General features: G+C 74.4%; 20 protein-coding genes. 15 read left to right on the forward strand and 5 right to left on the reverse strand.

Going from position 1 to position 23,577, the window contains the following annotated elements:
* Nucleotides 1–150 precede the first annotated feature (150 nt).
* The 7 genes from AB0N76_RS18325 (at nt 151) to AB0N76_RS18355 (ending at nt 8,852) form a co-directional block, all read left to right on the forward strand.
* Complete coding sequence (locus tag AB0N76_RS18325) at nt 151–1,338, forward strand: molybdopterin molybdotransferase MoeA (protein ID WP_363558306.1); 1,188 nt, start codon at nt 151–153, stop codon at nt 1,336–1,338.
* 71 nt (nt 1,339–1,409) lie between these two features.
* Nucleotides 1,410–2,408 carry a potassium channel family protein gene (locus AB0N76_RS18330; RefSeq protein WP_363558422.1) on the forward strand — a complete coding sequence of 333 codons (999 nt, stop codon included), beginning with the start codon at nt 1,410–1,412 and terminating at the stop codon, nt 2,406–2,408.
* A gap of 40 nt (nt 2,409–2,448) precedes the next feature.
* Nucleotides 2,449–3,426 carry an NAD(P)H-quinone oxidoreductase gene (locus AB0N76_RS18335; RefSeq protein WP_363558308.1) on the forward strand — a complete coding sequence of 326 codons (978 nt, stop codon included), beginning with the start codon at nt 2,449–2,451 and terminating at the stop codon, nt 3,424–3,426.
* A 134-nt stretch (nt 3,427–3,560) separates the two neighbouring features.
* A complete protein-coding gene (locus tag AB0N76_RS18340) occupies nt 3,561–4,466 on the forward strand; it encodes a hypothetical protein (RefSeq protein ID WP_363558310.1) in 906 nt (301 codons plus the stop codon).
* A 187-nt stretch (nt 4,467–4,653) separates the two neighbouring features.
* Nucleotides 4,654–5,211 carry a bacterial proteasome activator family protein gene (locus AB0N76_RS18345; protein ID WP_363558424.1) on the forward strand — a complete coding sequence of 186 codons (558 nt, stop codon included), beginning with the start codon at nt 4,654–4,656 and terminating at the stop codon, nt 5,209–5,211.
* Nucleotides 5,212–5,498: 287 nt separating this feature from the next.
* On the forward strand, nt 5,499–6,917 hold the full coding sequence (locus AB0N76_RS18350) for a protein kinase (protein WP_363558312.1): 1,419 nt from the start codon (nt 5,499–5,501) through the stop codon (nt 6,915–6,917).
* A gap of 111 nt (nt 6,918–7,028) precedes the next feature.
* Complete coding sequence (locus AB0N76_RS18355) at nt 7,029–8,852, forward strand: protein kinase (protein ID WP_363558314.1); 1,824 nt, start codon at nt 7,029–7,031, stop codon at nt 8,850–8,852.
* Nucleotides 8,853–8,861: 9 nt separating this feature from the next.
* Here the strand turns inward: AB0N76_RS18355 and AB0N76_RS18360 are convergent, their stop codons facing one another.
* Both AB0N76_RS18360 and AB0N76_RS18365 read right to left on the reverse strand, forming a co-directional pair.
* Nucleotides 8,862–9,950, reverse strand: coding sequence for a phosphotransferase (locus AB0N76_RS18360; protein ID WP_363558316.1), 1,089 nt, complete (start codon nt 9,948–9,950; stop codon nt 8,862–8,864).
* 65 nt (nt 9,951–10,015) lie between these two features.
* On the reverse strand, nt 10,016–10,675 hold the full coding sequence (locus AB0N76_RS18365; protein ID WP_363558318.1) for a response regulator transcription factor: 660 nt from the start codon (nt 10,673–10,675) through the stop codon (nt 10,016–10,018).
* Nucleotides 10,676–11,048: 373 nt separating this feature from the next.
* Here AB0N76_RS18365 and pdhA point away from each other — a divergent pair, with 373 nt between their 5' ends.
* The 5 genes from pdhA (at nt 11,049) to AB0N76_RS18390 (ending at nt 17,706) form a co-directional block, all read left to right on the forward strand.
* Nucleotides 11,049–12,209 carry a pyruvate dehydrogenase (acetyl-transferring) E1 component subunit alpha gene (gene pdhA / locus AB0N76_RS18370; RefSeq protein WP_363558320.1) on the forward strand — a complete coding sequence of 387 codons (1,161 nt, stop codon included), beginning with the start codon at nt 11,049–11,051 and terminating at the stop codon, nt 12,207–12,209.
* On the forward strand, nt 12,206–13,183 hold the full coding sequence (locus AB0N76_RS18375) for an alpha-ketoacid dehydrogenase subunit beta (RefSeq protein WP_363558426.1): 978 nt from the start codon (nt 12,206–12,208) through the stop codon (nt 13,181–13,183). Before pdhA ends, AB0N76_RS18375 begins: the two co-directional genes overlap by 4 nt.
* A gap of 15 nt (nt 13,184–13,198) precedes the next feature.
* Nucleotides 13,199–14,638, forward strand: a complete 1,440-nt coding sequence (locus AB0N76_RS18380) for a dihydrolipoamide acetyltransferase family protein (RefSeq protein WP_363558322.1) — start codon at nt 13,199–13,201, stop codon at nt 14,636–14,638.
* Nucleotides 14,639–15,047: 409 nt separating this feature from the next.
* Entirely contained in the window at nt 15,048–16,283 is a 1,236-nt protein-coding gene (locus tag AB0N76_RS18385; RefSeq protein ID WP_363558324.1) for a M64 family metallopeptidase, read from the forward strand.
* A 61-nt stretch (nt 16,284–16,344) separates the two neighbouring features.
* A complete protein-coding gene (locus AB0N76_RS18390) occupies nt 16,345–17,706 on the forward strand; it encodes an MFS transporter (protein ID WP_363558326.1) in 1,362 nt (453 codons plus the stop codon).
* 62 nt (nt 17,707–17,768) lie between these two features.
* Here AB0N76_RS18390 and AB0N76_RS18395 read toward each other — a convergent pair whose 3' ends face one another.
* Nucleotides 17,769–18,608, reverse strand: a complete 840-nt coding sequence (locus AB0N76_RS18395; protein WP_363558328.1) for a Bro-N domain-containing protein — start codon at nt 18,606–18,608, stop codon at nt 17,769–17,771.
* A gap of 149 nt (nt 18,609–18,757) precedes the next feature.
* Nucleotides 18,758–19,579 carry a maleylpyruvate isomerase family mycothiol-dependent enzyme gene (locus AB0N76_RS18400; protein WP_363558330.1) on the reverse strand — a complete coding sequence of 274 codons (822 nt, stop codon included), beginning with the start codon at nt 19,577–19,579 and terminating at the stop codon, nt 18,758–18,760.
* Nucleotides 19,580–19,751: 172 nt separating this feature from the next.
* On the opposite strand from AB0N76_RS18400, the gene AB0N76_RS18405 reads away from it, so the two are divergent.
* The 3 genes from AB0N76_RS18405 (at nt 19,752) to AB0N76_RS18415 (ending at nt 22,613) form a co-directional block, all read left to right on the forward strand.
* Nucleotides 19,752–20,549 (forward strand): carbon-nitrogen family hydrolase, encoded by a 798-nt coding sequence (locus tag AB0N76_RS18405; protein WP_363558332.1) that lies wholly within the window; start codon nt 19,752–19,754, stop codon nt 20,547–20,549.
* 183 nt (nt 20,550–20,732) lie between these two features.
* The gene (locus AB0N76_RS18410; RefSeq protein WP_363558334.1) at nt 20,733–21,848 is read left to right on the forward strand and encodes a GntR family transcriptional regulator; all 1,116 of its coding nucleotides are present in this window, start codon (nt 20,733–20,735) and stop codon (nt 21,846–21,848) included.
* 117 nt (nt 21,849–21,965) lie between these two features.
* On the forward strand, nt 21,966–22,613 hold the full coding sequence (locus AB0N76_RS18415; RefSeq protein ID WP_363558336.1) for a hypothetical protein: 648 nt from the start codon (nt 21,966–21,968) through the stop codon (nt 22,611–22,613).
* Nucleotides 22,614–22,647: 34 nt separating this feature from the next.
* Here AB0N76_RS18415 and AB0N76_RS18420 read toward each other — a convergent pair whose 3' ends face one another.
* Nucleotides 22,648–23,418: an SLATT domain-containing protein gene (locus AB0N76_RS18420; protein WP_363558428.1), complete on the reverse strand. Its 771-nt coding sequence runs from the start codon at nt 23,416–23,418 to the stop codon at nt 22,648–22,650.
* Between the last annotated feature and the right edge of the window lie 159 nt (nt 23,419–23,577).

The following is a 23,577-nucleotide window of genomic DNA, read 5'->3' on the forward strand; positions in this document are numbered from 1 at the left end:
CTCCGGGCCGCCGCCGCGCGCGGCGGCGGCGTAGCCGATCAGGAAGGTGGTCAGCGGGGCGGCCCGGCAGGCCGAGGCGCTCGCCGAGCGCTGGGCGGCGGCCCGGCCCGCCGAGCCGGGGCAGCCGTGAGGACGGTGGAGGAACCCCCCGTGCGCGGCCGCCCGTCCGACCGGGCCCGCGCGACGAGCTGGGCCACGGCCCGGGAGAGCGCCCGCCGGGCCGGCCGGGCCGCGTTCGCGCCGCTGCGGCTGCCGCTGGCCGAGGCGCTCGGCCGCACCCTCGCCGAGCCGCTCACCGCGCTCACCGACCTGCCCGCCTTCGACACCTCGGCGATGGACGGCTGGGCGGTCGCCGGGCCCGGCCCCTGGCAGGTGACCGGCCGGCTGCTGGCCGGGCGCCCCGCCGAGGGCCCGCTCGCCGACGGCGCCGCCGTCGAGATCGCCACCGGCGCCCAACTGCCGCCCGGCGCCACCGCCGTGCTCCGCCGCGAGCACGGCGAGCCGCGCGGCCCGCTGCTGCGTGAGCGCACCCCCGGCGCGCTGACCACCGGCCAGGACGTCCGGCCGCGCGGCCAGGAGTGCCGGCGTGGCGAGCCGCTGCTCCCGGCCGGCACCCCGGTCGGCCCGGCGGTGCTCGGCCTGGCCGCCGCCTGCGGCCACGACGGGCTCGCCGTCCACCGCCGCCCGGTGGTCGAACTGCTGGTGCTCGGCGACGAACTGCTCGGCGCCGGCCTGCCCCGGCCCGGCCTGGTCCGGGACGCGCTCGGTCCGCTGCTGCCGCCGTGGCTGCGCGCGGCCGGCGCGGACACCGGCGAACCGCGCGCCGTCCGGGACGACTTCGGCCTGCTCCGGGACGCCCTGCGGCACTCCACCGCCGACGTGGTGGTCACCACCGGCGGGACGGCGGCCGGCCCGGTGGACTTCCTGCACCGGGCGCTCGCCGAGGCCGGCGCCCGGCTGCTGGTGGACGGGGTCGCGGTCCGGCCCGGCCACCCGATGCTGCTCGCCGAACTCCCCGGCGGCCGCCACCTGGTGGGCCTGCCCGGCAACCCGCTGGCCGCGGTGGCCGGGACGGTCACCCTCGCCCTGCCGCTGCTGCACGCGCTGTCCGGGCGCCCGGCCGCCGACCCGGTCCGGGCGGCGGCGGTCGAGGCGCTGCCCGGCCACCCGGCCGACACCCGGCTGGTCCCGGTCCGGCGGACCACCCACGGGGTGATCCAACTCCCGTACGACGGACCGGCGATGCTCCGCGGCCTGGCCCGGGCCGACGCGCTCGCGGTGGTGCCGCCCGGCGGCGCCGCGGCCGGCGATCCGGTCGAACTGCTGGAGGCACCGTGAGCATCCGCCGCGGCCGCGAGCGGCTGGCCGACCGGGTCACCCCCGGGACCGAGCCCTGGGCCGACGCCGGGATCGTGCTGCCCGCCCGGCGCAGCGCCCCGGCCGTCCGGCAGGTCGGCTTCCGGCTGCTGCTGGCGCTGGCCGTGCTGGTGGCCACCACGCTGATCGTCTGGCTGGACCGGGACGGCTACAACGACAACGCCGGCGGCGGGCTGAGCCTGCTGGACTCGGCGTACTACGCCACGGTGACGCTCTCCACCACCGGGTACGGCGACATCACCCCGTACAGCGCGGGCGCCCGGCTCACCAACATCCTGGTGATCACCCCGCTGCGGGTGCTCTTCCTGATCATCCTGGTCGGCACCACCCTGGAGGTGCTCACCGAACGCACCCGCCAGCAGTGGCGGTTGAACCGCTGGAGGTCCACCGTGCGCGAGCACACCGTCGTGATCGGCTACGGCACCAAGGGCCGCAGCGCGGTCGACACCCTGCTCGGGCAGGGGCTGCGCAAGGAGGAGATCGTGGTGGTCGACCCGCAGCGCAAGGTGGTCGACCAGGCCGCCCGGGACGGGCTGGTGGGGGTGGTCGGCGACGCCACCCGCACCGACACCCTGCTGCGCGCCGGGCTGCCCACCGCCGCCCGGGTGGTGGTCGCGCCGGAGCGGGACGACACCGCCGCCCTGGTCACCCTGACGGCGCGCCAGCTGACCCGGTCGGCGACCATCGTCGCGGCGGTGCGGGAGGACGAGAACGCCCCGCTGCTCCGGCAGAGCGGTGCCGACGTGGTGGTCACCAGCTCCAGTTCGGCCGGCCGGCTGCTCGGCATGTCGATGCTCAGCCCGCACGCGGGCGAGGTGATGGAGGACCTGCTGACCTACGGCACCGGTCTGGACGTGATCGAGCGCCCGGTCACCCGGGCCGAGGCCGGGCACGGTCCGCGCGAGCTGGAGGACCTGGTGGTGGCGGTGGTCCGCGGCCGCCGGGTGATCAACCACAACGAGCCGGAGGCGCAGACGCTGCAGCTCACCGACCGGGTGATCGTCATCAAGTCGGCGACTCCGGCGCCGTAGGGCCACCGCCGCGGCCGGCGGGCGCAGTAGCGTCGGGCCCATGCATGCGATGACGATTCCTGAACCCGGCGGGCCCGAGGCACTGGTCTGGGCGGAGGTGCCGGACCCGGTCCCCGGGGAGGGCGAGGTCCTGGTCGAGGTGGCGGCCACCGCCGTCAACCGGGCCGATCTGCTCCAGCGGCAGGGCCACTACGACCCGCCGCCCGGCAGCTCGCGCTACCCCGGGCTGGAGTGCGCGGGCCGGATCGCGGCCCTGGGCCCGGGGGTGGCCGGCTGGGCGGTCGGCGACGAGGTCTGCGCGCTGCTGGTCGGCGGCGGCTACGCGGAGCGGGTGGCGGTGCCGGTCGGTCAGTTGCTGCCGGTGCCGAAGGGGCTGACGCCCGAACAGGCCGCCGCGCTGCCCGAGGTGGTCTGCACGGTCTGGTCCAACGTCTTCCTCACCGCCCACCTGCGGCCGGGGGAGACGCTGCTGGTGCACGGCGGCGCCAGCGGCATCGGGACGATGGCGATCCAGCTGGCCAAGGCGGTCGGCGCCCGGGTGGCGGTGACGGCGGGCAGCGCCGGGAAGCTCGCCCGGTGCGCGGAGCTGGGCGCCGACATCCTGATCGACTACCGGGAGCAGGACTTCGTCGAGGTGCTCCGGGAGGCCACCGGCGGCGCCGGGGCGGACGTGATCCTGGACATCATGGGCGCCAAGTACCTGCCGCGGAACGTGGACGCGCTGGCGGTCAACGGCCGGCTGGTGATCATCGGGCTGCAGGGCGGGGTGAAGGGCGAGCTGAACCTCAACACCCTGCTGCGCAAGCGCGGCGCGGTGATCGCCACCAATCTGCGCGGCCGCCCGCTGGCCGAGAAGGCGGCGATCGTGGCGGCGGTGCGCGAGCACGTCTGGCCGCTGGTCGAGTCCGGGGTGGTGCGGCCGGTGGTGGACCGGGTGCTGCCGCTGAGCGAGGCGGCCGAGGGGCACCGGGTGGTGGAGGCCGGCGCGCAGGTCGGCAAGGTGGTGCTGCGGGCCTGAGCGGGGGCCGGGTGGCGCGGTCGGCGGGCTGGTGTCCGACATGCTCGGAATGCCGGATTGTGTGACGCTGGTCGGGAGCTGTCCCGCCGCCGACCCCGCCCCGCGCGGTCGGCCGTCGCGGAAGGACCTCGACCGTGCCCGCACCTTCCCCCGCGCTCCTCGGGCCGCTGCCCGCCGTGCCGCCGCACCACCGTTTCCGCCGTGCCGGGCGCTCCCGGGACCGTGCCCGGTCCCGGGAGCGGCGGGCCGAGCGGCGGGTGCGGCGGCTGCTGGTGGTGGCGGTGCTCGGCCTCGCCGTACCGCTGACGGTGGCGCCGGTGGCGGTGGCGGTGGCGGTGCCGAGCGCGCCGGCCGCCGCCCCGGCGCCGGCCCAGGCCGGGCCGTCGCCCGTCGCGGCCCCCTCTTCCGCCGCCCCGGAGCCGTCGGCCGCCGTCGAGCCCTCGGCCGCGCCGGAGCCCTCGGCCACGTCCGAGCCCGCGGAGCCCTCGGCCACGTCCGAGCCCGCGGAGCCGTCGGAAGCGCCCGAGCCGACGGAGGCGCCGTCCGCGACCGCGACCGCGCCCGGGGCCGCGCCCGCGACCGCGACCCCCGCCGCCCTCGTCCCGGCCGCCGCGCCGGTGCGGCCGTCGACCGGCCGCCCCCGTCCGGGCGCCGCCTGGCTCGAACGGGACCCGCGCTGGTACCGGCACCACCCGGCCTCGGCACCCGAACGCACCGAGTCCGCCCCCGAGCAGGCCCCCGACCGGACCGCGGCGCAGGCACCGGAGCAGGCCGCCGAGCAGTCCCCGGAGCAGCCGGCCGAGGAGGACCAGGCCGCCCCCGGCACCGCCGACGACGCCGCCCCGGCCGATCCGGCGGCCTCCGACAGCGCGGTGCTGGCGCTCGGCCGGCCCGAGCGGCAGGCGGCCGTGGCGGTCGGCCCGGCCGTGCTGCCCACCCGCTGGGACGACGCCTCCACCCGCCAGCTCCCGCTCGGCGCCGGCCTCGGCCTGATCGGCTGCGGGCTGGGCCTGATCGGCCTGCGGCTGCGCCGCGGCTGACCCCGTCGGAGCCCCCGGCGAACTGAGTATCCGTACGGATGCCGGCCCCCCGCCGCGGGGCGTAGCGTCATGCTCCGGGGCCGGGCGGAAGGGTCGGGGCCCTCCACCCGACCAACCCCAGTGAGGGAGAATGTGGTTCATGACGAATCCGATGAACGAGCGCTCGTCGCACGACCTCTACCAGGGCATGGGCGGGCAGTCGCAGGACGGCCAGAAGGTGCTGATCGTCGGACCGGACGGGCTGCCGGTGGGCCAGGGACCGGTCGGCCCGGCGGACGACGACGGCGACATCCCGCGGGAACTGCCGGTGACCGAGATGGTCGAGCAGCCCGCCAAGGTCATGCGGATCGGCAGCATGATCAAGCAGCTGCTGGAGGAGGTCCGGGCGGCTCCCCTCGACGAGGCCAGCCGGGCCCGGCTGAAGGACATCCACGCCAGCTCGATCAAGGAGCTGGAGCTCGGCCTGGCCCCCGAACTGGTCGCCGAGCTGGAGCGGTTGTCGCTCCCGTTCACCGAGGACTCGATCCCGACCGAGGCCGAGCTGCGGATCGCGCAGGCCCAGCTGGTCGGGTGGCTGGAGGGCCTGTTCCACGGCATCCAGACCGCGCTGTTCGCCCAGCAGATGGCGGCGCGGGCGCAGCTGGAGCAGATGCGGCGGGCGCTGCCGCCCGGTCTGCACGGCGGGGACGCGGAGGGCGACGAGCCGGGCGAGGGCCGCGGCATCCGCTCCGGCCCGTACCTGTAGGCCCGCGGACCTTCAGGATCTTCGGGGCCGTCAGGCCCGCACCGGCGGCCGCTCCGCGGCGGCCGCCCGCGCTACCGGCCGGTACCGGGTCGCGACCTGGACACAGTGTCGGCCCTGGGCCGGTCGGTGTCGCCGCGAGCGGATACCCTTGGCCCCTGTCGCGGGCCGGGCGAGGGCCGCGGCAGGGGTCGGGCGGGCCAGCGGGCCGGGCCCGGACGACACGCACGGACGAGACCGAACGTCACGGTCGCGGCGGCAAGGGCCGCGCCGAGGGGGAGCAGGGGACCATGAGCGAGCACGGCGACGCGGCGGCGGCCGAGGGCTACTCCCTGGGCAACGGGCGGTACGTGCTGCAGCGGGTGCTGGGCGAGGGCGGCATGGCCTCGGTCCACCTCGCGTACGACAACGTGCTCAAGCGGCCGGTCGCGCTGAAGAGCATGCACGCCGAGCTGGGCCGGGACGAGTCCTTCAAGGAGCGGTTCCGCCGCGAGGCGCAGGCGGTGGCCCGGCTGGAGCACCCGAACATCGTCACGGTGTACGACAGCGGCGAGGACCGCGCCGCGGACGGCTCCAGCACCCCGTACATCGTCATGCAGCTGGTCGACGGCAAGGGCCTGCGGGACGCGATCAACGAGGCGGTCGCCCAGCACGGCGCGATGCCGGCCGAGGACGCGCTGCGGGTCACCGTCGGCGTGCTGAACGCGCTGGAGGCCTCGCACGACATGGGCCTGGTGCACCGCGACATCAAGCCCGGCAACGTCATGTTCGACCGCAAGGGCAACGTCAAGGTCATGGACTTCGGCATCGCCCGCGCGCTGGAGTCCGGGGTCACCTCGATGACCCAGACCGGCATGGTGGTCGGCACCCCGCAGTACCTGTCGCCCGAGCAGGCGCTGGGCAAGCCGGTGGACGCCCGCTCGGACCTCTACTCGGTCGGCGTGATGCTCTTCGAGATGATCACCGGCCAGCTGGTCTTCGACGGTGACTCGGCGTTCTCGATCGCCTACAAGCACGTCCAGGAGGAGCCGCCGGCGCCGTCCACGCTGAACCCGGCGCTGCACCCGGCGATGGACGAGTTCGTCGCCACCGCGCTGCGCAAGGACCCGGCGCACCGCTTCCCGAGCGCGGCGGCGATGCGCGACGAGGCCGAGCGGCTGATCGCGGCGGCCAAGGGCGGCGGCAGCCCGCTGGCGGCCAGCACCCCGCTGGTGATCACCGACGGGCCGCGCTCGGTGCACGCCGCGCCGCCGGTGCCGCAGGCGCCGCACACCCCGCAGCCGTTCGGGCCGCCGCAGCCGCAGGCGTACCAGACGCCGCCGCCGGCCTTCCAGGCCCCGCACACTCCGCAGCCGCAGTTCCTTCAGCAAGGGGGGCCGCAGCCGCAGGCGTACCAGACCCCGCCGCCGGCCTTCCAGGCGCCGCACACCCCGCAGCCCTTCCCGCAGCAGCAGGCGCACACCCCGCCGCCGCAGCCGATGCCGCCGTTCCAGCCGGCCCCCGCCGCCTCGAACAGCGGCGGCTGCTCCACCGCGCTGGTGATCATCGGCATCATCGTCGGCGTGATCGTGCTGGCCGTGATCATCATCGCGATCGTGGTCAACCGGGCTGAACGGGACGGAACCACTGGGAAGACCTCGCGTGTCGGTGGGCAGACCGCGACGGTGCTCCGGCTGGACGGCCCGGCCGACCGGAATGGCCTGCTCTGACGCCTTCCGTCCGGATCCGGCGTGCCACGGGGGCGGGCCGGAGGCGGTAGCGTTCGGGGAATACGAGCGACAGGGCACCGCGATCCGAGCGAACGCCCGGGGCGAGGAGCGATGGCACAGACGCAGCAACCGGACGACGAGGGGGCCTGGGCGACCGGTCCGTCCGGCGGGTCCCCGCGGATGCCCGAGCCCGGTAGCGACGCCGCCACGACCGCGCTCCCGCCGTACGGCGGTGGGCCGCAGACGCCCGGCCGCGGCACCGCCGCTCCGCTGGGCACGGTCGGTGACGGCCGCTACCGGCTGACCCACCGGCTCGGCCGGGGCGGCATGGCCGAGGTGCTGGCCGCCCAGGACGTCCGGCTCGGCCGCACCGTCGCGGTGAAGCTGCTCCGCGGCGAGCTGGCGCAGGACGAGATCGCCCGGCTCCGCTTCACGCGCGAGGCGCACGCCGTCGCGGCGCTCAACCACCACGCGATCGTCGCGGTGTACGACACCGGCGAGGAGTACGTCGGCGAGGAGTCGACGCCGTACATCGTGATGGAGCTGGTCGAGGGCCGGACCGTCCGCGAGCTGCTGGTGGACGAGGAGCCGCCGGTCGACCAGGCGCTGGTCATCATCGGCGGCGTGCTGGAGGCGCTCGCCTACAGCCACCGGCACGGCATCGTGCACCGCGACATCAAGCCCGCCAACGTGATCATCACGACCGGCGGCGCGGTCAAGGTGATGGACTTCGGCATCGCCCGGGCGCTCACCGGCACGGCGTCGACGATGACCCAGACCGGCATGGTCATGGGCACCCCGCAGTACCTCTCGCCCGAGCAGGCGCTGGGCAAGCCGGTCGACCACCGCTCCGACCTGTACGCGGCCGGCTGCATGCTCTACGAACTGCTGACGCTGCGCCCGCCGTTCACCGGCGACACCCCGCTGTCGGTGGTGTACCAGCACGTCCAGGACCCGCCGGTGCCGCCCTCGCACGCCAACCCGCGGGTGCCGGCCGAGCTGGACCAGCTGGTGCTGCGCTCGCTGGCGAAGAACCCGGACGACCGGTTCCAGGACGCGGACGAGTTCCGCGCGCACATCGAGCACGCGCTGCGCGAGCTGACCGGCGGCACCGGCGGCTGGCTCACCGGCGGGGCGGCCGGGCTGGCCGCCGCCGGGCAGGGCCACAGCGGCGCGCTGCCGGCGGTCGGCATGGACGAGACGGCGGTGCTCGGTTCGGGCGCCCCGGGCGACCCGACCGCGATGCTGCCGTACCAGGTGCCGGGCGGTCCGCACACGCCGGCCACCGGCTACCCGGCGGCCGGCGGCCCGTACGGCGGCGACGGCTACGACGGGGACGGCGGCGACGGGCACGGCAACGGCTCCGGCGGGCGCAGGCGGTGGGGCTGGGTGGCCGGTCTGGTGGCGGTGATCCTCGCGGCCAGTGTCGGCATCGGGCTGGCGCTCGGCGGTGACGACGACAACAAGGGCGGGACGCTGCCGGGTGACGTCACTCCGTCCTCGGCCGTGGTGTCGACCGGGCCGGAGGCCACCACGCCCAGCTCGGGTTCGACCGCGACCACCGCGCCGAACAACCAGGGAAGCAAGAAGCCGCAGCAGCCGACCGACAACGGCAACAACAGCGGCAACCAGAGCCAGCCGCCGAACCAGCAGACCGGCAAGCACACGCCGAGCCCGAGCGCGCCGTCGCCGACGATGACCGGGGCCAGCAAGCCGCCGACCCCGACCGCCTCGGCGACCGGGACGGCCACCGCCCCGCCCACCACCGCCCCGACCACGGGGACCGGCGGCAGCGGGACGACGGCTCCGACCACGGCGCCGCCGGCGACCAACCCGCCGCCGGCGACGACCCAGCCGGCCCAGCCGACCGGCGGCGCCACGCCGAAGCCGTCGCTGCCGCCGATCACCCCGCCGCCGGCCGGGACCGGCGGCTGATCCGCCGGGTCAGTTGGCGAAGGCGTCCAGGACCTGCTCGTACTCCTGGCACCACCACGCCAACTGGCCCGCCGAGGCGGGGTAGAGCGGGTCGGCCCGGTGGTCGGCCCGCTGGTAGCGCCACTGCAGCATCCAGAAGTCGTTCAGCCGCTCCCACCAGACCCGGTGCGCGGCGGCCGCCAGGTGTTCGGCGGTGGCGGCCCCGGTGGCCCGGTAGGCCTGTGAGTAGCGGCGGACCCGGACCAGGTCCAGCACGCCGGTGGCGCGGTCGTTGAACAGCAGGGTGGCCGCGCGGACGGCCTCCTCGGCGCGCGGCTGCGGCCCGAGCTTGTCCCAGTCCAGGACGGCCGCGATCCGCTCCTCCCGGTGCAGCAGGTTGAGTCCGTGGAAGTCGCCGTGGGTCCAGCCGGTGGGCGGGGCGACGCGCTCGGCGGGCCGCCGGTGGGCGTGCTCGGCGAGCAGCTCCAGCCGTTCGGTCAGCCGGCGTTCGACCAGGGCGTCCAGTTCGCCGTGCGGGCGGTGCTCGCGGGCCCGCAGGCGCAGGTCGCGGGCGAGGGCGGCGCTGTCGAGCGGGTCGGCGCTGCGGTAGCCGGCGGGCTGCGCCAGGGGGGCGCAGACCTCGTCCAGGGCGCCGTGCAACCGGCCGAGCAGCGCGCCGAGTTCGTCGCACTGCGGCAGGCGGAGTTCGCCGCCGTGCCGGTGTCCGCCGTCCACCCAGGGGAAGAGGGCGAACAGGCGGCCGCCGAACGCGGCGATCGTGCAGTTCCGGTCGGCCAGGGCCAGCGGGGGAGCGACCGGGAGTCCCAGGGCGGCGAGCGCGCGCATCGCGCGGTGGTGGCCGGCGACCGCCTCGCGGCCGGCGGTGGCGGCGTCGACGTAGCACTTCAGGAAGTGGTCGCCGGCTTCGGTGGTGACCCGGTACCCGCGGTTCAGCAGGCCTTCGGCGACGGGTTCGGCGGTGAGCAGGCGGCCCACCCGGTAGCGGCGCAGGACCTCGGCGAGCGCGGCGTGGGGGACGGGCGGGCTGAGGGTTCCTATCGGTGGGGCGGTGAGATCGGGGCGGGCTGGTGCACAGGCGAGGGTCTGGCTGAAAGTCACAGCCAGAGGTTATGGCCACCCGGCGGGGGCCCTTGACAACCCGTCAGGTCTGTGCATCGCCCGCATCAGTGCTGGTGGTCCGCCTGGTGCCGGGCCACGAAGGCGGCCGCCTGGGTCCGGCGCTCCATCCCCATCTTGGCGAGCAGACTGGAGACGTAGTTCTTCACCGTCTTTTCGGCGAGGTGCAGCTCGTTGCCGATCTGACGATTGGTCATCCCCTCGCCGATCAGATCGAGGATGCGGCGCTCCTGCTTGGTGAGCTGGGCGAGCCGCTCGTCCTCCTTCTCGCCGCCGTCCCGCAGCCGGGCCAGCACCCGACTGGTGGCGACCGGGTCGAGCAGCGACTTGCCGGCGGCGACGTCCCGGACGGCGGTGATCAGGTCGGTGCCGCGGATCGCCTTCAGGACGTAGCCGGAGGCCCCGGCCATGATCGAGTCGAACAGCGCCTCGTCGTCCGAGAACGAGGTCAGCATCAGGCACTTGATCTCCGGTAGCCGGGACCGGATCTCCCGGCACACCTCGACGCCGTTGCCGTCCGGGAGCCGGACGTCGAGGACGGCGACGTCGGGGTGCACGGCGGGGATCCGGGTGAGCGCCTCGGCGGCGGTGCCGGCCTCGCCGACCACCTCGATGTCGCTCTCGACCGAGAGGAGTTCATGGACGCCCCGGCGCACCACCTCGTGGTCGTCGAGCAGGAATACCCTGATTTGTCCGTTATCAGTCACGCGCAAAGCCTCCCATATCACCCTACAAAAGACCTACCGCCCGCACCGGACCGGGGTCGTGATCCGGCCAGAGCGGTGGAAACCGATGCCGGTAACCCCCTTACGCGGGAGCCTCCGCCCGGATAACGTGCGCTGGTGTCCTGAAGGCGACCGAATTGAGAGCTGCGCCACACCCGCAGTTGTCGGCACCCAACAACTAGGACGTCCTAGCGCAGACGCGCCGGGGGCGGACGCTGGGTAACGTTCTCGTGAGGGACGCCGTCGGAAAAGGATCACCACCTGCCCCGCAGTAGGTGCGCACACCCACGCGCGCCCCGCGAGGCGGTGACCGGACCGGTCACCGGCGACCCCGGGCGGCCGGACAGACCGAGGAGTGAACGTGACCGTCAAAAGCACGGCGAGGGCCCGCAAGAAGGCGGCCCCCGGCGTCCCTGACACCCTCCGCGCCACGGGTACGGACGCCCAGCCGGAGCTCGTGCAGCTGCTCACCCCGGAAGGCGAGCGGGTCGAGCACCCGGACTACCCGCTGACCGTGGAGCCGGACGAGCTGCGTGCCCTCTACCGTGACCTGGTGCTGGTGCGCCGGTTCGACGCCGAGGCCACCTCCCTGCAGCGCCAGGGCGAGCTGGGCCTGTGGGCCTCGCTCCTCGGCCAGGAGGCCGCCCAGGTCGGCTCCGGCCGCGCGCTGCGCGCCGGCGACTACGCCTTCCCGACCTACCGCGAGCACGGCGTCGCCTGGTGCCGCGACGTCGACCCGCTGAACCTGCTCGGCATGTTCCGCGGCGTGAACCACGGCGGCTGGGACCCGAACGAGAAGAACTTCCACCTCTACACCATCGTGATCGGCGCGCAGGCCCTGCACGCCACCGGGTACGCGATGGGCATCACCAAGGACGGCACCGACGACGCGGTCATCGCGTACTTCGGCGACGGCGCCTCCAGCCAGGGCGACGTCAACGAGGCCTTCACCTTCGCCTCGGTCTACAACGCGCCGGTGGTCTTCTTCTGCCAGAACAACCAGTGGGCGATCTCCGAGCCCACCACCACCCAGACCAAGATCCCGCTGTACCGCCGCGCCTCCGGCTTCGGCTTCCCCGGCGTCCGGGTCGACGGCAACGACGTGCTGGCCTGCCTGGCCGTGACCCGCTGGGCGCTGGAGCACGCGCGCAGCGGCAACGGCCCGGTGCTGATCGAGGCGTTCACCTACCGGATGGGCGCGCACACCACCTCCGACGACCCGACCCGCTACCGGCTCACCGAGGAGACCGAGGCCTGGAAGGCCAAGGACCCGATCCTGCGGCTGAAGACGCTGCTGGAGAAGGAGGGCCTGGCCGACGAGGCGTTCTTCGCCGGCGTCGAGGCCGAGAGCGAGAAGCTCGGGCTGCGGGTGCGCGAGGGCGTGCGCGGCATGCCGGACCCGGACCCCACCCTGATCTTCGACCACGTGTACAGCGAGCCGCACGCGCTGGTCGCTGAGGAACGGGCCGAGTACGTCGAGTACGCGGCCTCCTTCGAGGCGGGGGAGAACCTCTGATGGCCGGCCAGCTCAGCATCGCCAAGGCGCTCAACAACGCGCTGCGCAAGTCGCTGGAGAGCGACCCGAAGACCGTCCTGATGGGCGAGGACATCGGGAAGCTCGGCGGCGTCTTCCGGATCACCGACGGCCTCCAGAAGGACTTCGGGGACAGCCGGGTGATCGACACCCCGCTCGCCGAGTCCGGCATCGTCGGCACCGCGATCGGCCTCGCGCTGCGCGGCTACCGCCCGGTCGTGGAGATCCAGTTCGACGGCTTCGTCTACCCGGCCTTCGACCAGATCGTCTCCCAGCTGGCCAAGATGCACGCCCGTGCGCTCGGCCACGTCAAGATGCCGGTCACCGTCCGCATCCCCTACGCGGGTGGCATCGGCGCGGTCGAGCACCACAGCGAGTCGCACGAGGCGTACTTCGCGCACACCGCCGGTCTGCGGGTGGTCACCCCGTCCAACGCGCACGACGCGCACTGGATGCTGCGCCAGGCGATCGCCTCGGACGACCCGGTGATCTTCCTGGAGCCCAAGCGCCGCTACTGGGACAAGGGCGAGGTCGGCGACGAGGCGGGCCTGGACCTGCACGCCGCCCGGATCGTCCGCCCCGGCGCCGACGCCACGCTGATCGCGTACGGGCCGATGGTCAAGGTCTGCCTGGAGGCCGCCGCGGCCGCCGAGGAGGACGGCCGCCGGCTGGAGGTCGTCGACCTCCGCTCGCTGTCGCCGATCGACTTCGCCACCGTGGAGGACTCGGTCCGCCGGACCGGGCGCGGCATCGTGGTGCACGAGGCCCCGGTGTTCATGGGCATGGGCGCCGAGCTGGCCGCCCGGCTCACCGAGCGCTGCTTCTACCACCTGGAGGCGCCGGTCCTGCGGGTCGGCGGCTACCACGCGCCGTACCCGCCGTCCCGGGTCGAGGAGCAGTTCCTCCCCGACCTGGACCGCGTGCTCGACGCCGTCGACCGCGCGTTCGCGTACTGATTCCGGGGAGCGAAGATGACCACCGAAGTTCGCTCGCTCCGCGAGTTCAAGATGCCCGACGTGGGCGAGGGCCTCACCGAGGCCGAGATCCTCAGCTGGTACGTCAAGCCCGGTGACACCGTCACCGACGGGCAGGTCGTCTGCGAGGTCGAGACCGCCAAGGCCGCCGTGGAGCTGCCGATCCCGTTCAACGGGGTCGTCGAGCAGCTGTTCTTCCCGGAGGGCGCGACGGTCGACGTCGGCACCGTGATCATCTCGGTCGCGGTGGCCGGCGGGGCGGGCACCCCCGCCGCCGCTCCGGCGGTTCCGGCGCCCGCCGCCGCGCCCGCGGCCGCTCCGGCCGCCGAGCCGGCCGAGCCCGAGCGGCGCGAGGTGCTGGTCGGCTACGGCCCGCGCACCGGCGGCAGCCAGCGCCGGGCCCGGCGCACCACCACCGTGGTCGCGACGGCCACCGCCCCGGCGCCCGCTGCTCCGGCCGTCGTTCCGGCGCCCGCCGTGGCCCCGGCGCCGGTGTCGGCCGTCGTCGTCACCGGTGACCGGCCGCTGGCCAAGCCCCCGGTGCGCAAGCTCGCCAAGGACCTCGGGATCGACCTGCGGGCCGTCACCCCGACCGGTCCGGACGGCGTGGTGACCCGCGAGGACGTGCACGCCTTCGCGGCCGCCGCCGCGGCCCCGGCGCCGGTCGTCGAGGCCCCGGCCGCCGAGCCGGCCGCTGCCGCCCCGGTGGCGGTCCCGGTGGCCGTCCCCGGCACGGGCGACGTCCGGGTGCCGGTCAAGGGCGTCCGCAAGGCGACCGCGCAGGCGATGGTGGCCTCGGCCTTCACCGCCCCGCACGTCACCGAGTTCGTCCAGGTCGACGTCACCCGGACGATGAAGTTCGTCCGCCGCCTCAAGGAGAGCGGCGAGCTGGGCCGGGACGTCCGGGTCAGCCCGCTGCTGCTGGTCGCCAAGGCGCTGCTCACCGCGATCAAGCGCAACCCCGAGATCAACGCGCAGTGGGACGAGGCGGCCCAGGAGATCGTCATCAAGGGCCAGGTGAACCTCGGTATCGCCGCGGCCACCCCGCGCGGCCTGATCGTCCCGAACATCAAGGACGCCGGCTCGAAGACCCTCGCGGGCCTGGCCGGCTCGCTCGGCGAGCTGATCGACACCGCCCGTCAGGGCAAGACGGCGCCCGGCGACATGCAGGGCGGCACCGTCACGATCACCAACGTCGGTGTCTTCGGCGTCGACAGCGGCACCCCGATCCTCAACCCGGGCGAGGCGGCCATCCTCGCCTTCGGGGCGGTCCGGGAGCTGCCGTGGGTGCACAAGGGCAAGGTCGTCCCGCGCCAGGTCACCACGCTGGCCCTGTCCTTCGACCACCGCCTGGTGGACGGCGAGCTGGGCTCCAAGGTGCTGGCCGACATCGCGGGCATCCTGGAGTACCCGAAGCGCCTGATCACCTGGGGCTGACCGGTCCGGGCCCGGTGCCCGGAAGCCTGTGAAGGGGCCCTGTCTCCGCACGGCGGTGCGGAGACAGGGCCCCTTCGGTCTGTGGTCCGGTGGTTCTCAGGACCAGGCGGTGTCGTCGGTGTGGGCGACGGTGTTCTGTTCCATGACGCGGCTCCCAGGTTCGTCCTCACTGTCAGAGACGCGCGGCCCCGGCCGGGGTTGTCGGTGGCATGGAAAGTCGGCAAAAGTCACGGCACGTAATGATCATCCACCTGATCAGACTCATTGGTATGACCGGTGAGGTTCTTGTCGTTCGGCCAGGTCGGTGACTTTTTCGCCGTTCGGTGGGGACGACACGCCGGGCCGGGTACGGCTACGCGTCCACCACCCGGGCGACACCGGGTGACCGGAACGTCGAGGACGCACCCGTATGCCGCCTGGCAACCCTGGCCGGATCGTCCGGAGTCTGGCCGCGCTCGTGCTGGTGTCCACCGCCGTGCTCCCGGCCGCGCTGGAACTGGCCGGACCGTCGCCCTTCGGGGTGATCGGGGCCGGCGCCCCCGCCGACCGGGCGGTGCCGCCGCACACCCAGGTCCAGCACGCCGACCTGCGCACCGCCGGCGCCGCCCCCACCGTCGACATACGGCGGACCGGCGACCCGGCCAACCGGATCACCCTCGTCCTGCTCGGCGACGGCTACACCACCGACGAGCAGGAGCTGTTCCGCCGGCAGGCGGACCTGGCCTGGCACGCGCTGATGGAGATCGAGCCGTTCCGCAGCTACCAGGGCTTCTTCAACATAAGGCGGGTCGAGGTGGTCTCCCCGGTCTCCGGCATCGCCGAGACCGAGAGCCGCGGCCGCCGCCCCGACACCCCGCTCGGCATGCACTTCTGGTGCGAGGGCACCGCCCGGCTGCTCTGCGCCGACGAGGACGCCACCGCCCGGTACGCCGGCCGCGGCGAGGGCCCGCAGTACCTCATCGCGCTCGCCAACTCCGGCGAGTACGGCGGCGCCGGCGGCACCGGCGTGACCACCCTGGCCGGCGGCAGCGCGGACGCCGGGCGGATCATCCAGCACGAGATAGGGCACACCGTCGGCGACCTCGGCGACGAGTACGACAGCGCGCCCGAGGACGCCGACTACCCCAACCTCTCCACCGAGAACGCCGACGAGATGCGCCGCCGGCAGACCAAGTGGTGGCGCTGGCTGGGCACCGAGTCCCCGGACGGCGCCGGGACGATCGGGGCCTATCGCAGCGCCAACGGCATCTACCGGCCGACCCCGGACTCGGTGATGCGCACCCTCGGCGGGGCCTACAACCTGCCCTCGCGGGAGGCGATCATCGAGGAGATCTACCGCCGGGTCCGGCCCACCGACAACCCGGTCCCGGCCCCCGGCGACGTCACCGGCCGCCCCCGGCTGGAGGTCCGGCCGCTGCCGCTGGCCGGCGCCCGGCAGCTGCGGGTCGACTGGACGGTGGACGGCGTCCCGGTCGAGCCGCAGGCGGCGGACCGCAGCTGGTTCGACACCGCGCGGCTGACGCTGGAGCCCGGGCACGGCGCGACCGTCACGGCGACCGTCCGGGACACCACGGACTGGGTGCGGGACGAGGCCTTCCGGGACCGCTACATGACGCGGTCGGTGTCCTGGACGGTGGTCGGCTGAGCCCGGTCCGACCGGTTCCAGCCTGGGCATCCAATGATGGGATGACTAATCTGGGGCCACTATGACCGTGGAGCCCGCCCGCCCAGCCCGCGCCCCGTCCGCCCGCCCGCTGCCCGCCGGCCCGTTGCCCGGCGGCCCCGATCGCGCCGCGGCGGTCCCGGGCCCACCCGGCGGGCGGGCCGCCTGGCTCGCCTGGTCCGTCGGCGTCAGCGTCTACGTCCTGGCCGTCATCCACCGCACCAGCCTCGGCGTGGCCGGGCTCGACGCCGCCGACCGGTTCGGCATCGGCGCCTCCGCGCTCTCCACCTTCTCGATCCTCCAGGTCCTGGTCTACGCGGCCATGCAGATACCCGTCGGCCTGCTCGTCGACCGGTTCGGACCGCGCAGGGTGCTGCTGCTCGGCATCCTGCTGCTCAGCACCGGCCAGCTGGCCTTCGCCTTCTCCGAGTCCTTCGGCCCCGCCCTCGCCTCCCGGGCGGTCCTCGGCTGCGGCGACGCGATGACCTTCATCAGCGTGCTGCGGATAGCCGCCCGCTGGTTCCCGGCCGCCCGGAACCCGCTCGTCGCCCAGCTGACCGGCCTGGCCGGGATGAGCGGCAACCTGGTCACCACGGTGGTGCTGGCCCGGGCCCTGCACAGCAAGGGCTGGACGCCCACCTTCACCGCCATCGCGCTGCTCGGCGCCGCCGTCTTCGCCCTCGTCGCGCTCCTGCTCCGCGACGCCCCGGCCCCGCTCGCCCCGCTCGCCCCGGCCGGGACGCCGGCCGCCCCCCGGCTCGCCGTCCGCCGGCAGGTCCGCGAGGCCTGGCGGGAACCGGGCACCCGGCTCGGGCTCTGGATCCACTTCACCGCCCAGTTCCCCGGCAACGCCTTCGGCCTGCTCTGGGGCATGCCCTACCTGGTCGAGGGCCAGGGCATGACCCGCGCCGAGGCCGGCGGACTGCTCACCCTGCTGGTCCTCGCCAACATGGGCTTCGCCCTGCTGTTCGGCCGGCTCCTCTCCCGCACCGCCCGGGCCCGGATGCCGATCGTGCTCACCGTCATCGCCGCCACCGGGACGCTCTGGGCCGTCGTCCTGGCCTGGCCCGGCGGCCACCCGCCGCTGTGGCTGCTGGTCACCGTCGTCCTGGTGATGGGCACCAACGGCCCCGCATCCCTGGTCGGCCTCGACTACGCCCGCTCGCACAACCCGGTCGAACGCTTCGGCACCGCCTCCGGCATCGTCAACATGGGCGGCTTCATCGGCACGATGATCACCCTCTTCGGCATCGGCGTCCTCCTCGACGCCCTCACCCCGTCCGGCGCCGGCCCCTACGCGGCGGACGCCTTCCGCTGGGCCTTCTGCTGGCAGTACGCGCCACTGGCGCTGGGGACGGTGATGATCCTCAGGCTCCGGCGCCGGCTCACGGGCGCACCGGCGTAGGGTTTCCGACCTGCGGAAACGCCCTATGCCTCACTTGAAGTGAGGCATAGGGCGGTATGGATTCAGTCCCTGTGATGCCGCAGCAGCTCGGCGATCTGCGGAGGCGTTCCGAAGACCCGGTCGATCCGGCCTTGGTTCACGTCGGCGTACATGAGCCCGGCATCGGGCACCGACGTCACGGGTTCAGGCCGCTGGACCTCGTCCCGCATGCGGATCAGGTCCACCAACCGGAGCTTCGGGCAGCCCGGGACCAGCCGGCTGCCCCGGATGCCGACCCGTTCCCCGCCCTGGCACTCGAAGTACGCACCGAACGGCGGCCCGCTGTCGTCGGGCCCGGGCAGGCGCAGGACCATTTCCCCGTGCCGGCAGTGGACCGTCCCGTCCGAGTGGACGACGAGACCCGGCCAGTTCTCGTGCTCGATCGCCGCGACGATGTGCACCTGCTGCCCGATCGCCTCGGTGAGCGTCTCCGCCATCCGCCGCTGCTGGGCGGGGATGTCGGTGTCCCCTCGCCGGACGGACGGGAGGAGTTCTCGGGTGACCCACTCCCTGAACGGCTTGGAGGACTTCTTGTTCGACCGCATCAGCAGGCTGTAGAGGCCCGCCTCGCTGATCACGTTCAGGTATGGATTTCCGCGACTGTACAGTTTCCGACCTGCGGAAACGTCGTATGCCTGACTTTTGGTCAGGCATACGAGGCGCATGTCCACGGTCCTGGTTTCAGCGGGATCCACGGTCCTGCTCGCACGGCTTGCGCTTCCGCGGTCCAGCACCGTGCACACATCGGCCGTGACGAACCACGGATCCCCGTCGATCATCACGACCCTGATCGGCTGCCCCGTGACCGGGAAGCTGGACCGGACCAGCACCATCTCGTCCTGCATCGTCTGTTCGTCGTCCATGTGGACGCCCCTCCTTCTTCCGGGTGACGCTGACCGGAACAACGAGGCCGAACGGATGGCGGCAATGGTGCCAACGTGACGTACGGGGGCACGGGGAGCGTGGGCCCGGCGTGCACGGTCCGTGTACGCCGGGCGGGTGATGGTGCGGGCTACGGGGTGACGGAGAAGTTGGCGAGGACGCGGTCGGCGAGTTCCTTGTCGCCCTCGACGGTCACCGGGCCCGGGCGGCCGCGGCCGCAGGCGAGGCGGACGTAGGTCTCCCAGTCGAGGGTGAGCTGGACGTCGGGGGCGAGGCTGATGGACTCGTCGACGGTGCCGCGGCCGGCGGAGTCGACCCGGACGGTGCGCAGGAACTCGACCGGGCCGGTGACGTCGACGACCAGGGCGGTCCCGGCCGGGGCGCCGGCCTGGTGGGCGACGGCCTTCGGGAGGCCCTGGAGCAGGACGTCGCGGGTGACCAGCGCGGCCGGGGAGTCGAGGTTGCCGGGCTCGCCGAGGGCGCGGCGGAGGTCCTGCTCGTGCACCCAGACGTCGAAGGCGCGCAGCCGGAGCAGTTCGTGGTACGGGATGTCGCGGCTGTGCGGGCCGGCCGGCCAGCGGACCGGCTCGTTGGGCATCTGCTTGGCGTTGCGCAGCGCGCGGGAGCGGCGGATGACGGTGTACTCGAGCTCGCCGGTCATCTCCAGCGCGGTGTGGCAGCGCCGCTTGTCGACCGGCAGTTCGAGGTAGCGGGCGATCTCGGTGGTGACGTGGCGCAGGTCGCGCGGCAGCGAGTGGATCGGACGGGGGTCGCCGAGCAGTTCGGACTCGACCGCGATGACGTGCGAGACGACGTCCCGGACGGACCAGCCGGGGCATTCGGTGGCCCGGTTCCAGGACCCCTCCGGCAGGGGCGCCACGAGCTCGGATATCGCCTCGATGGACTGCGTCCACGCCTCGGTGTACGCCTGCACGGTCTGGTTGTCCGTCACGGGAATCTCCGGCCCTCCGTCAGCTGCCTTGCCACGCGCGCCCCGGTCTGGGTTCGGCCGGGAAGTTCCGGCTTCCGGGCGCACACGCTAACCGCACGTTACGCTGCCTGGTGAGAACAGGGCAGCGCTTTCGGGTGACGATCGTAGGACTCTTGCCGTGGACGGTGGTACTGTGCGCGCTTCATTGATCCAACTCATGGTCTCCGACGCCGAACCCCCGGCCGAGCGGCGGGCCCGCGCGGCCGCGCTGGTCCGGGCGCAGCGCGGGGCCGACCTGGTCGTCCTGCCGGAGCTGTGGCCGCTGGGCGCCTTCGCCTACGACCTCTGGTCGGACGGCGCCGAGGCCCTGGACGGGCCGACCTCGGACGCGATGGCGGCGGCCGCGCGGGCGGCGGGCGTCTGGCTGCACGCCGGGTCGATCGTCGAGCGGGACCCGGACGGGCCGATCTACAACACCTCGCTGCTGTTCGCCCCGGACGGCGAGCTGGTGCACACCTACCGCAAGATCCACCGCTTCGGGTTCGACAGCGGCGAGGCGGCGGTGATGGGCGCGGGCCAGGAGATCGTCACGGCGGCGACCGGGGTCGGCACGCTGGGCCTGGCGACCTGTTACGACCTGCGGTTCCCGGAGCTGTTCCGGGCGCTGCTGGACGCGGGCGCGCAGACGCTGGTGGTCGTCGCGGGGTGGCCGGAGCGGCGGCGGGAGCACTGGACGCTGCTGGCCAAGGCGCGCGCGGTCGAGGAACAGGCGTTCGTGCTGGCCTGCAACACGGCGGGGACGCACGCCGGGGTGCCGCAGGCGGGCCACAGCATCGTGGTGGACCCGTGGGGCCGGGTGCTGGCCGAGGCGGGGGCCGGCGAGGAGGTGCTGACCGTGGAGTTCGATCCGGCGGAGGTGGCGAAGGCGCGCGCCGAGTTCCCGGTGCACCGGGACCGGCTGCTCGGCATTCCGGCGCCGGTCCAGCGCTAGCCGGCGCGGCGGGCGGACGCGGCGGAACGGCGAGGCGGACGCGGCGGGGGCGCGCCGGGCGTATGAGGGGCTTGTACACGACGGTGTCCTTTTTGAGAAGATGAGCCCTCGTCGTGTTACCAGCCGTTCCACCGCCGGTCCGCCCCCGCCAGGCCGACCGGTCCGCCCGAGGAGGTCGCGCGCATGTTCGGCACCGGCGCGGGCGACTCCCGCCCCGTGATCCAGCGCAACAGCCTGCGCGAGCAGATCGCCGGCGCGCTGCGCGAGGAGATGATGGCCGGCCGGCTGGCGGCCGGCCGGAACTTCACCGTCAAGGAGATCGCCGAGCTGTACGGGGTCTCGGCGACGCCGGCCCGGGAGGCGCTGGTCGACCTGTCCGCGCAGGGGCTGCTCCGGGCGGAGCACCACCGCGGCTTCACGGTGCCCGAGTTCGGCTGGGACGACTTCCGGGAGATCTTCGAGTCCCGGGTGGTGATCACCGACAGCTACTTCCGCCGGCTGGCCGCGCGGCCGGTCGCGGCGGACGACGACCGGCTGCCCTCGCTGCGCCGCCGGGCGGACGCGGCGGTGCGGGCGGCCCGGGCGGGGAACCTGGACGTGATGGTGGGGTGCGACCGCCGGTTCTGGCAGGAGGTCGCCGGGCTGCTGGGCAACCGCCGGATCGCCGACTACCTGGACTGGCTGCGGGTGCAGTCGTGGATGTTCGCCGCGCCGTACCTGCGGGACATGCGTCAGCTGGCCGGGGTCTGCTGGGACGGCCACCTCGACCTGGTGGAGGCGATCGAGTCCCTGGACGTGCCGCGCGCGCACCGGATCGTCTGCGAGTACAACCTCTTCACCGTCGGGCTGCTGGCCGAGCTGGCGGGGCAGCCGGTGGAGTCGGTGGGGGTGCTGGCGCTGCTGACCGGGCGGTCGGTGTCGGAGCTGCCGACCTTCGGCGGGCCCGGACCGGAGGGGCTGGACGGCCCGGCGGAACCGGGGGACGCCGAACCGGGGGACGCCGAGCCGGGGAACGCCGCGGCGGGCACCGGACCCGCCGCCCCCACGACCCCCGCCACCACCCCCGCGTCCGCCGTCGTCGAGTCCTGGCCGGAGGAGTCCGCCCGCCCGGCCGGCGGCGCCCGGGGCCGGGAACGCGAGCTCGGCCGGGAGCTGGGCCGCGAACTGGGTCTGGGGCTGGGCCTGGTGCCGCAGCCGCGTTCGGTCCCGTACGGACGGTTCGGCCGCCGGCTGCCCGAGTCGCCGTCCGGCCGGCTGCCCGAGGGCCGGCCCGGTCCCCATCGCACGCCGGGCCGGTAGGGTGGGCGGTCGTTCGTCCCGGCCACGCCCCGCAAGGGCCGTCCGGGTACCGACCCGCCCATCCGCCGTCCGCCGTCGTGCGGCCGGTCCCGACGCCCGGAGAGGAAGAGCCGGCCCATGGCCTGCGACCTCTGGCTCGTCCCCTTGGTGGACGTGCTGAGCCACAGCCCCGACAACCCCTTCCGGGACGACCTCGCGCTCTACAACCACGCGCTGGCCTCACGGGGCCTGCCCGAGGTCCCGGTCTACCGGTACGTGCCGGAGCTCAGCGGGGCGGTGGAGCCGATAGCCGCCTTCGACTACGACTCGCTGCACTTCCTGCGCCGGGCCTACCTGCTGGGCCTGACCGGTCTGGACATCACCCCGGTCGACGAGCTCGGCGGCGACTACGAGCAGCTGCTGGAGATGTTCGAGAGCAGCGCCGAGCAGTCGCACCTGGTGTGGCACTTCGACCACGCCGGCGCGTACGTGCCGATCGAGTTCGCCGTTCCGCTGGTGGACGAGACGCTGCTCGCCGCGGGCGGTCCGCTCGGCTCCAGCCACGGTCTGCTGCGCGAGCTGCAGGCAGTCGCCCCCGCGCTGGGCATCGACCCGCTCGCCCCGCCGGCCCCGACCCGGCCGCTCGGCCCGACCGGCCTGGAGCAGCCGTTCGGCCCGCCGCTGGACGACCTGCACCCGTTCGCCCGGGAGCGGCACGCCTGGGCGGGCCTGTACGCGGCGGCGACCCGGAGCCTGCACCAGGGCTCGATGATCGTCTTCGCCTGAGCCGTCCGAGCCACCCGAGCGGGCGGGCGGCCGCCTACCGCAGCGGGCCCTCCGGCGGCCGCTGGCGCGGCATGGTCGGCCGGGTGCCCGGCGGCGGCAGCACCCGCACCTGGGCGCCCACCCCCGGCTCGCTCCGGCCGCCCCAGCTGCCGGCCGCCTGGGTGGGCAGCTGGGTCATGCCGGCCCGGAACTCCAGCATCCACTCCGAGGTCTCGGTGCGGACCATGTCCGAGATGTCCTCGCAGAACCGCCGCAGCACGCCGAGGCACCGTTCGGCGGCCTCGCCCGCGGTGCCCTCGGTGGGGCCGAGCACCTCCCGGACGCACTCCGAGGCCCAGTCGAACTGGAACGCCTCCAGCCGGCGTTGCAGCGCCTGCGCGGTGGAGACGTCGCGCATCCAGCCGGAGGTGAGGCCGAACACCCGGTCCGCGCCGTAGCAGCCGGCGGCCAGCGCCAGCCCGACGTAGCCCCAGCTGGTGCCGTGCGCGACGGCCCCGGTGAGGTCGACCAGCGGGGCGGTGACGCCGCCGATCGCGAAGCCGGCCGTGCCGAACCGCAGCAGCCGGGCCCAGCGGCGCTTCCAGATCCGGTCCCGGCGGTACCACTCGATCGCCTCGACCGCGCGCTCCTCGGACCAGCGGTACAGCTCCTCCAGCCGCTCGGCCGGCTCGCCCCAGTCCCCGAGCGGGAACTGGCGGGTGCTCAGATCGGACCGGCGGCGGGTCGAGGCACGGCGCGCGACGGTCGCGGCCGACGGGTCCTCCTCGCCGATCTCCTTGCCCCAGGCACTCTCCTCGGGCTGCATTTCCGGCTGGCTCACCTGTGGGGCTCCCTGTGGCGGGCGGACTGCTGGGTCTGGCTGGTACGGCTGTTCACGGCGCTGGTACGGCTGTTTACGGCGCTGGTACGGCTGGTCACGGCGGTGCGCGGACTGACGCGTCATCGGCCTGACGGCCCGTGAAGC

Origin of the sequence: Kitasatospora sp. NPDC093806 (assembly GCF_040683335.1) — a bacterium.
GTDB lineage: Bacteria > Actinomycetota > Actinomycetes > Streptomycetales > Streptomycetaceae > Kitasatospora.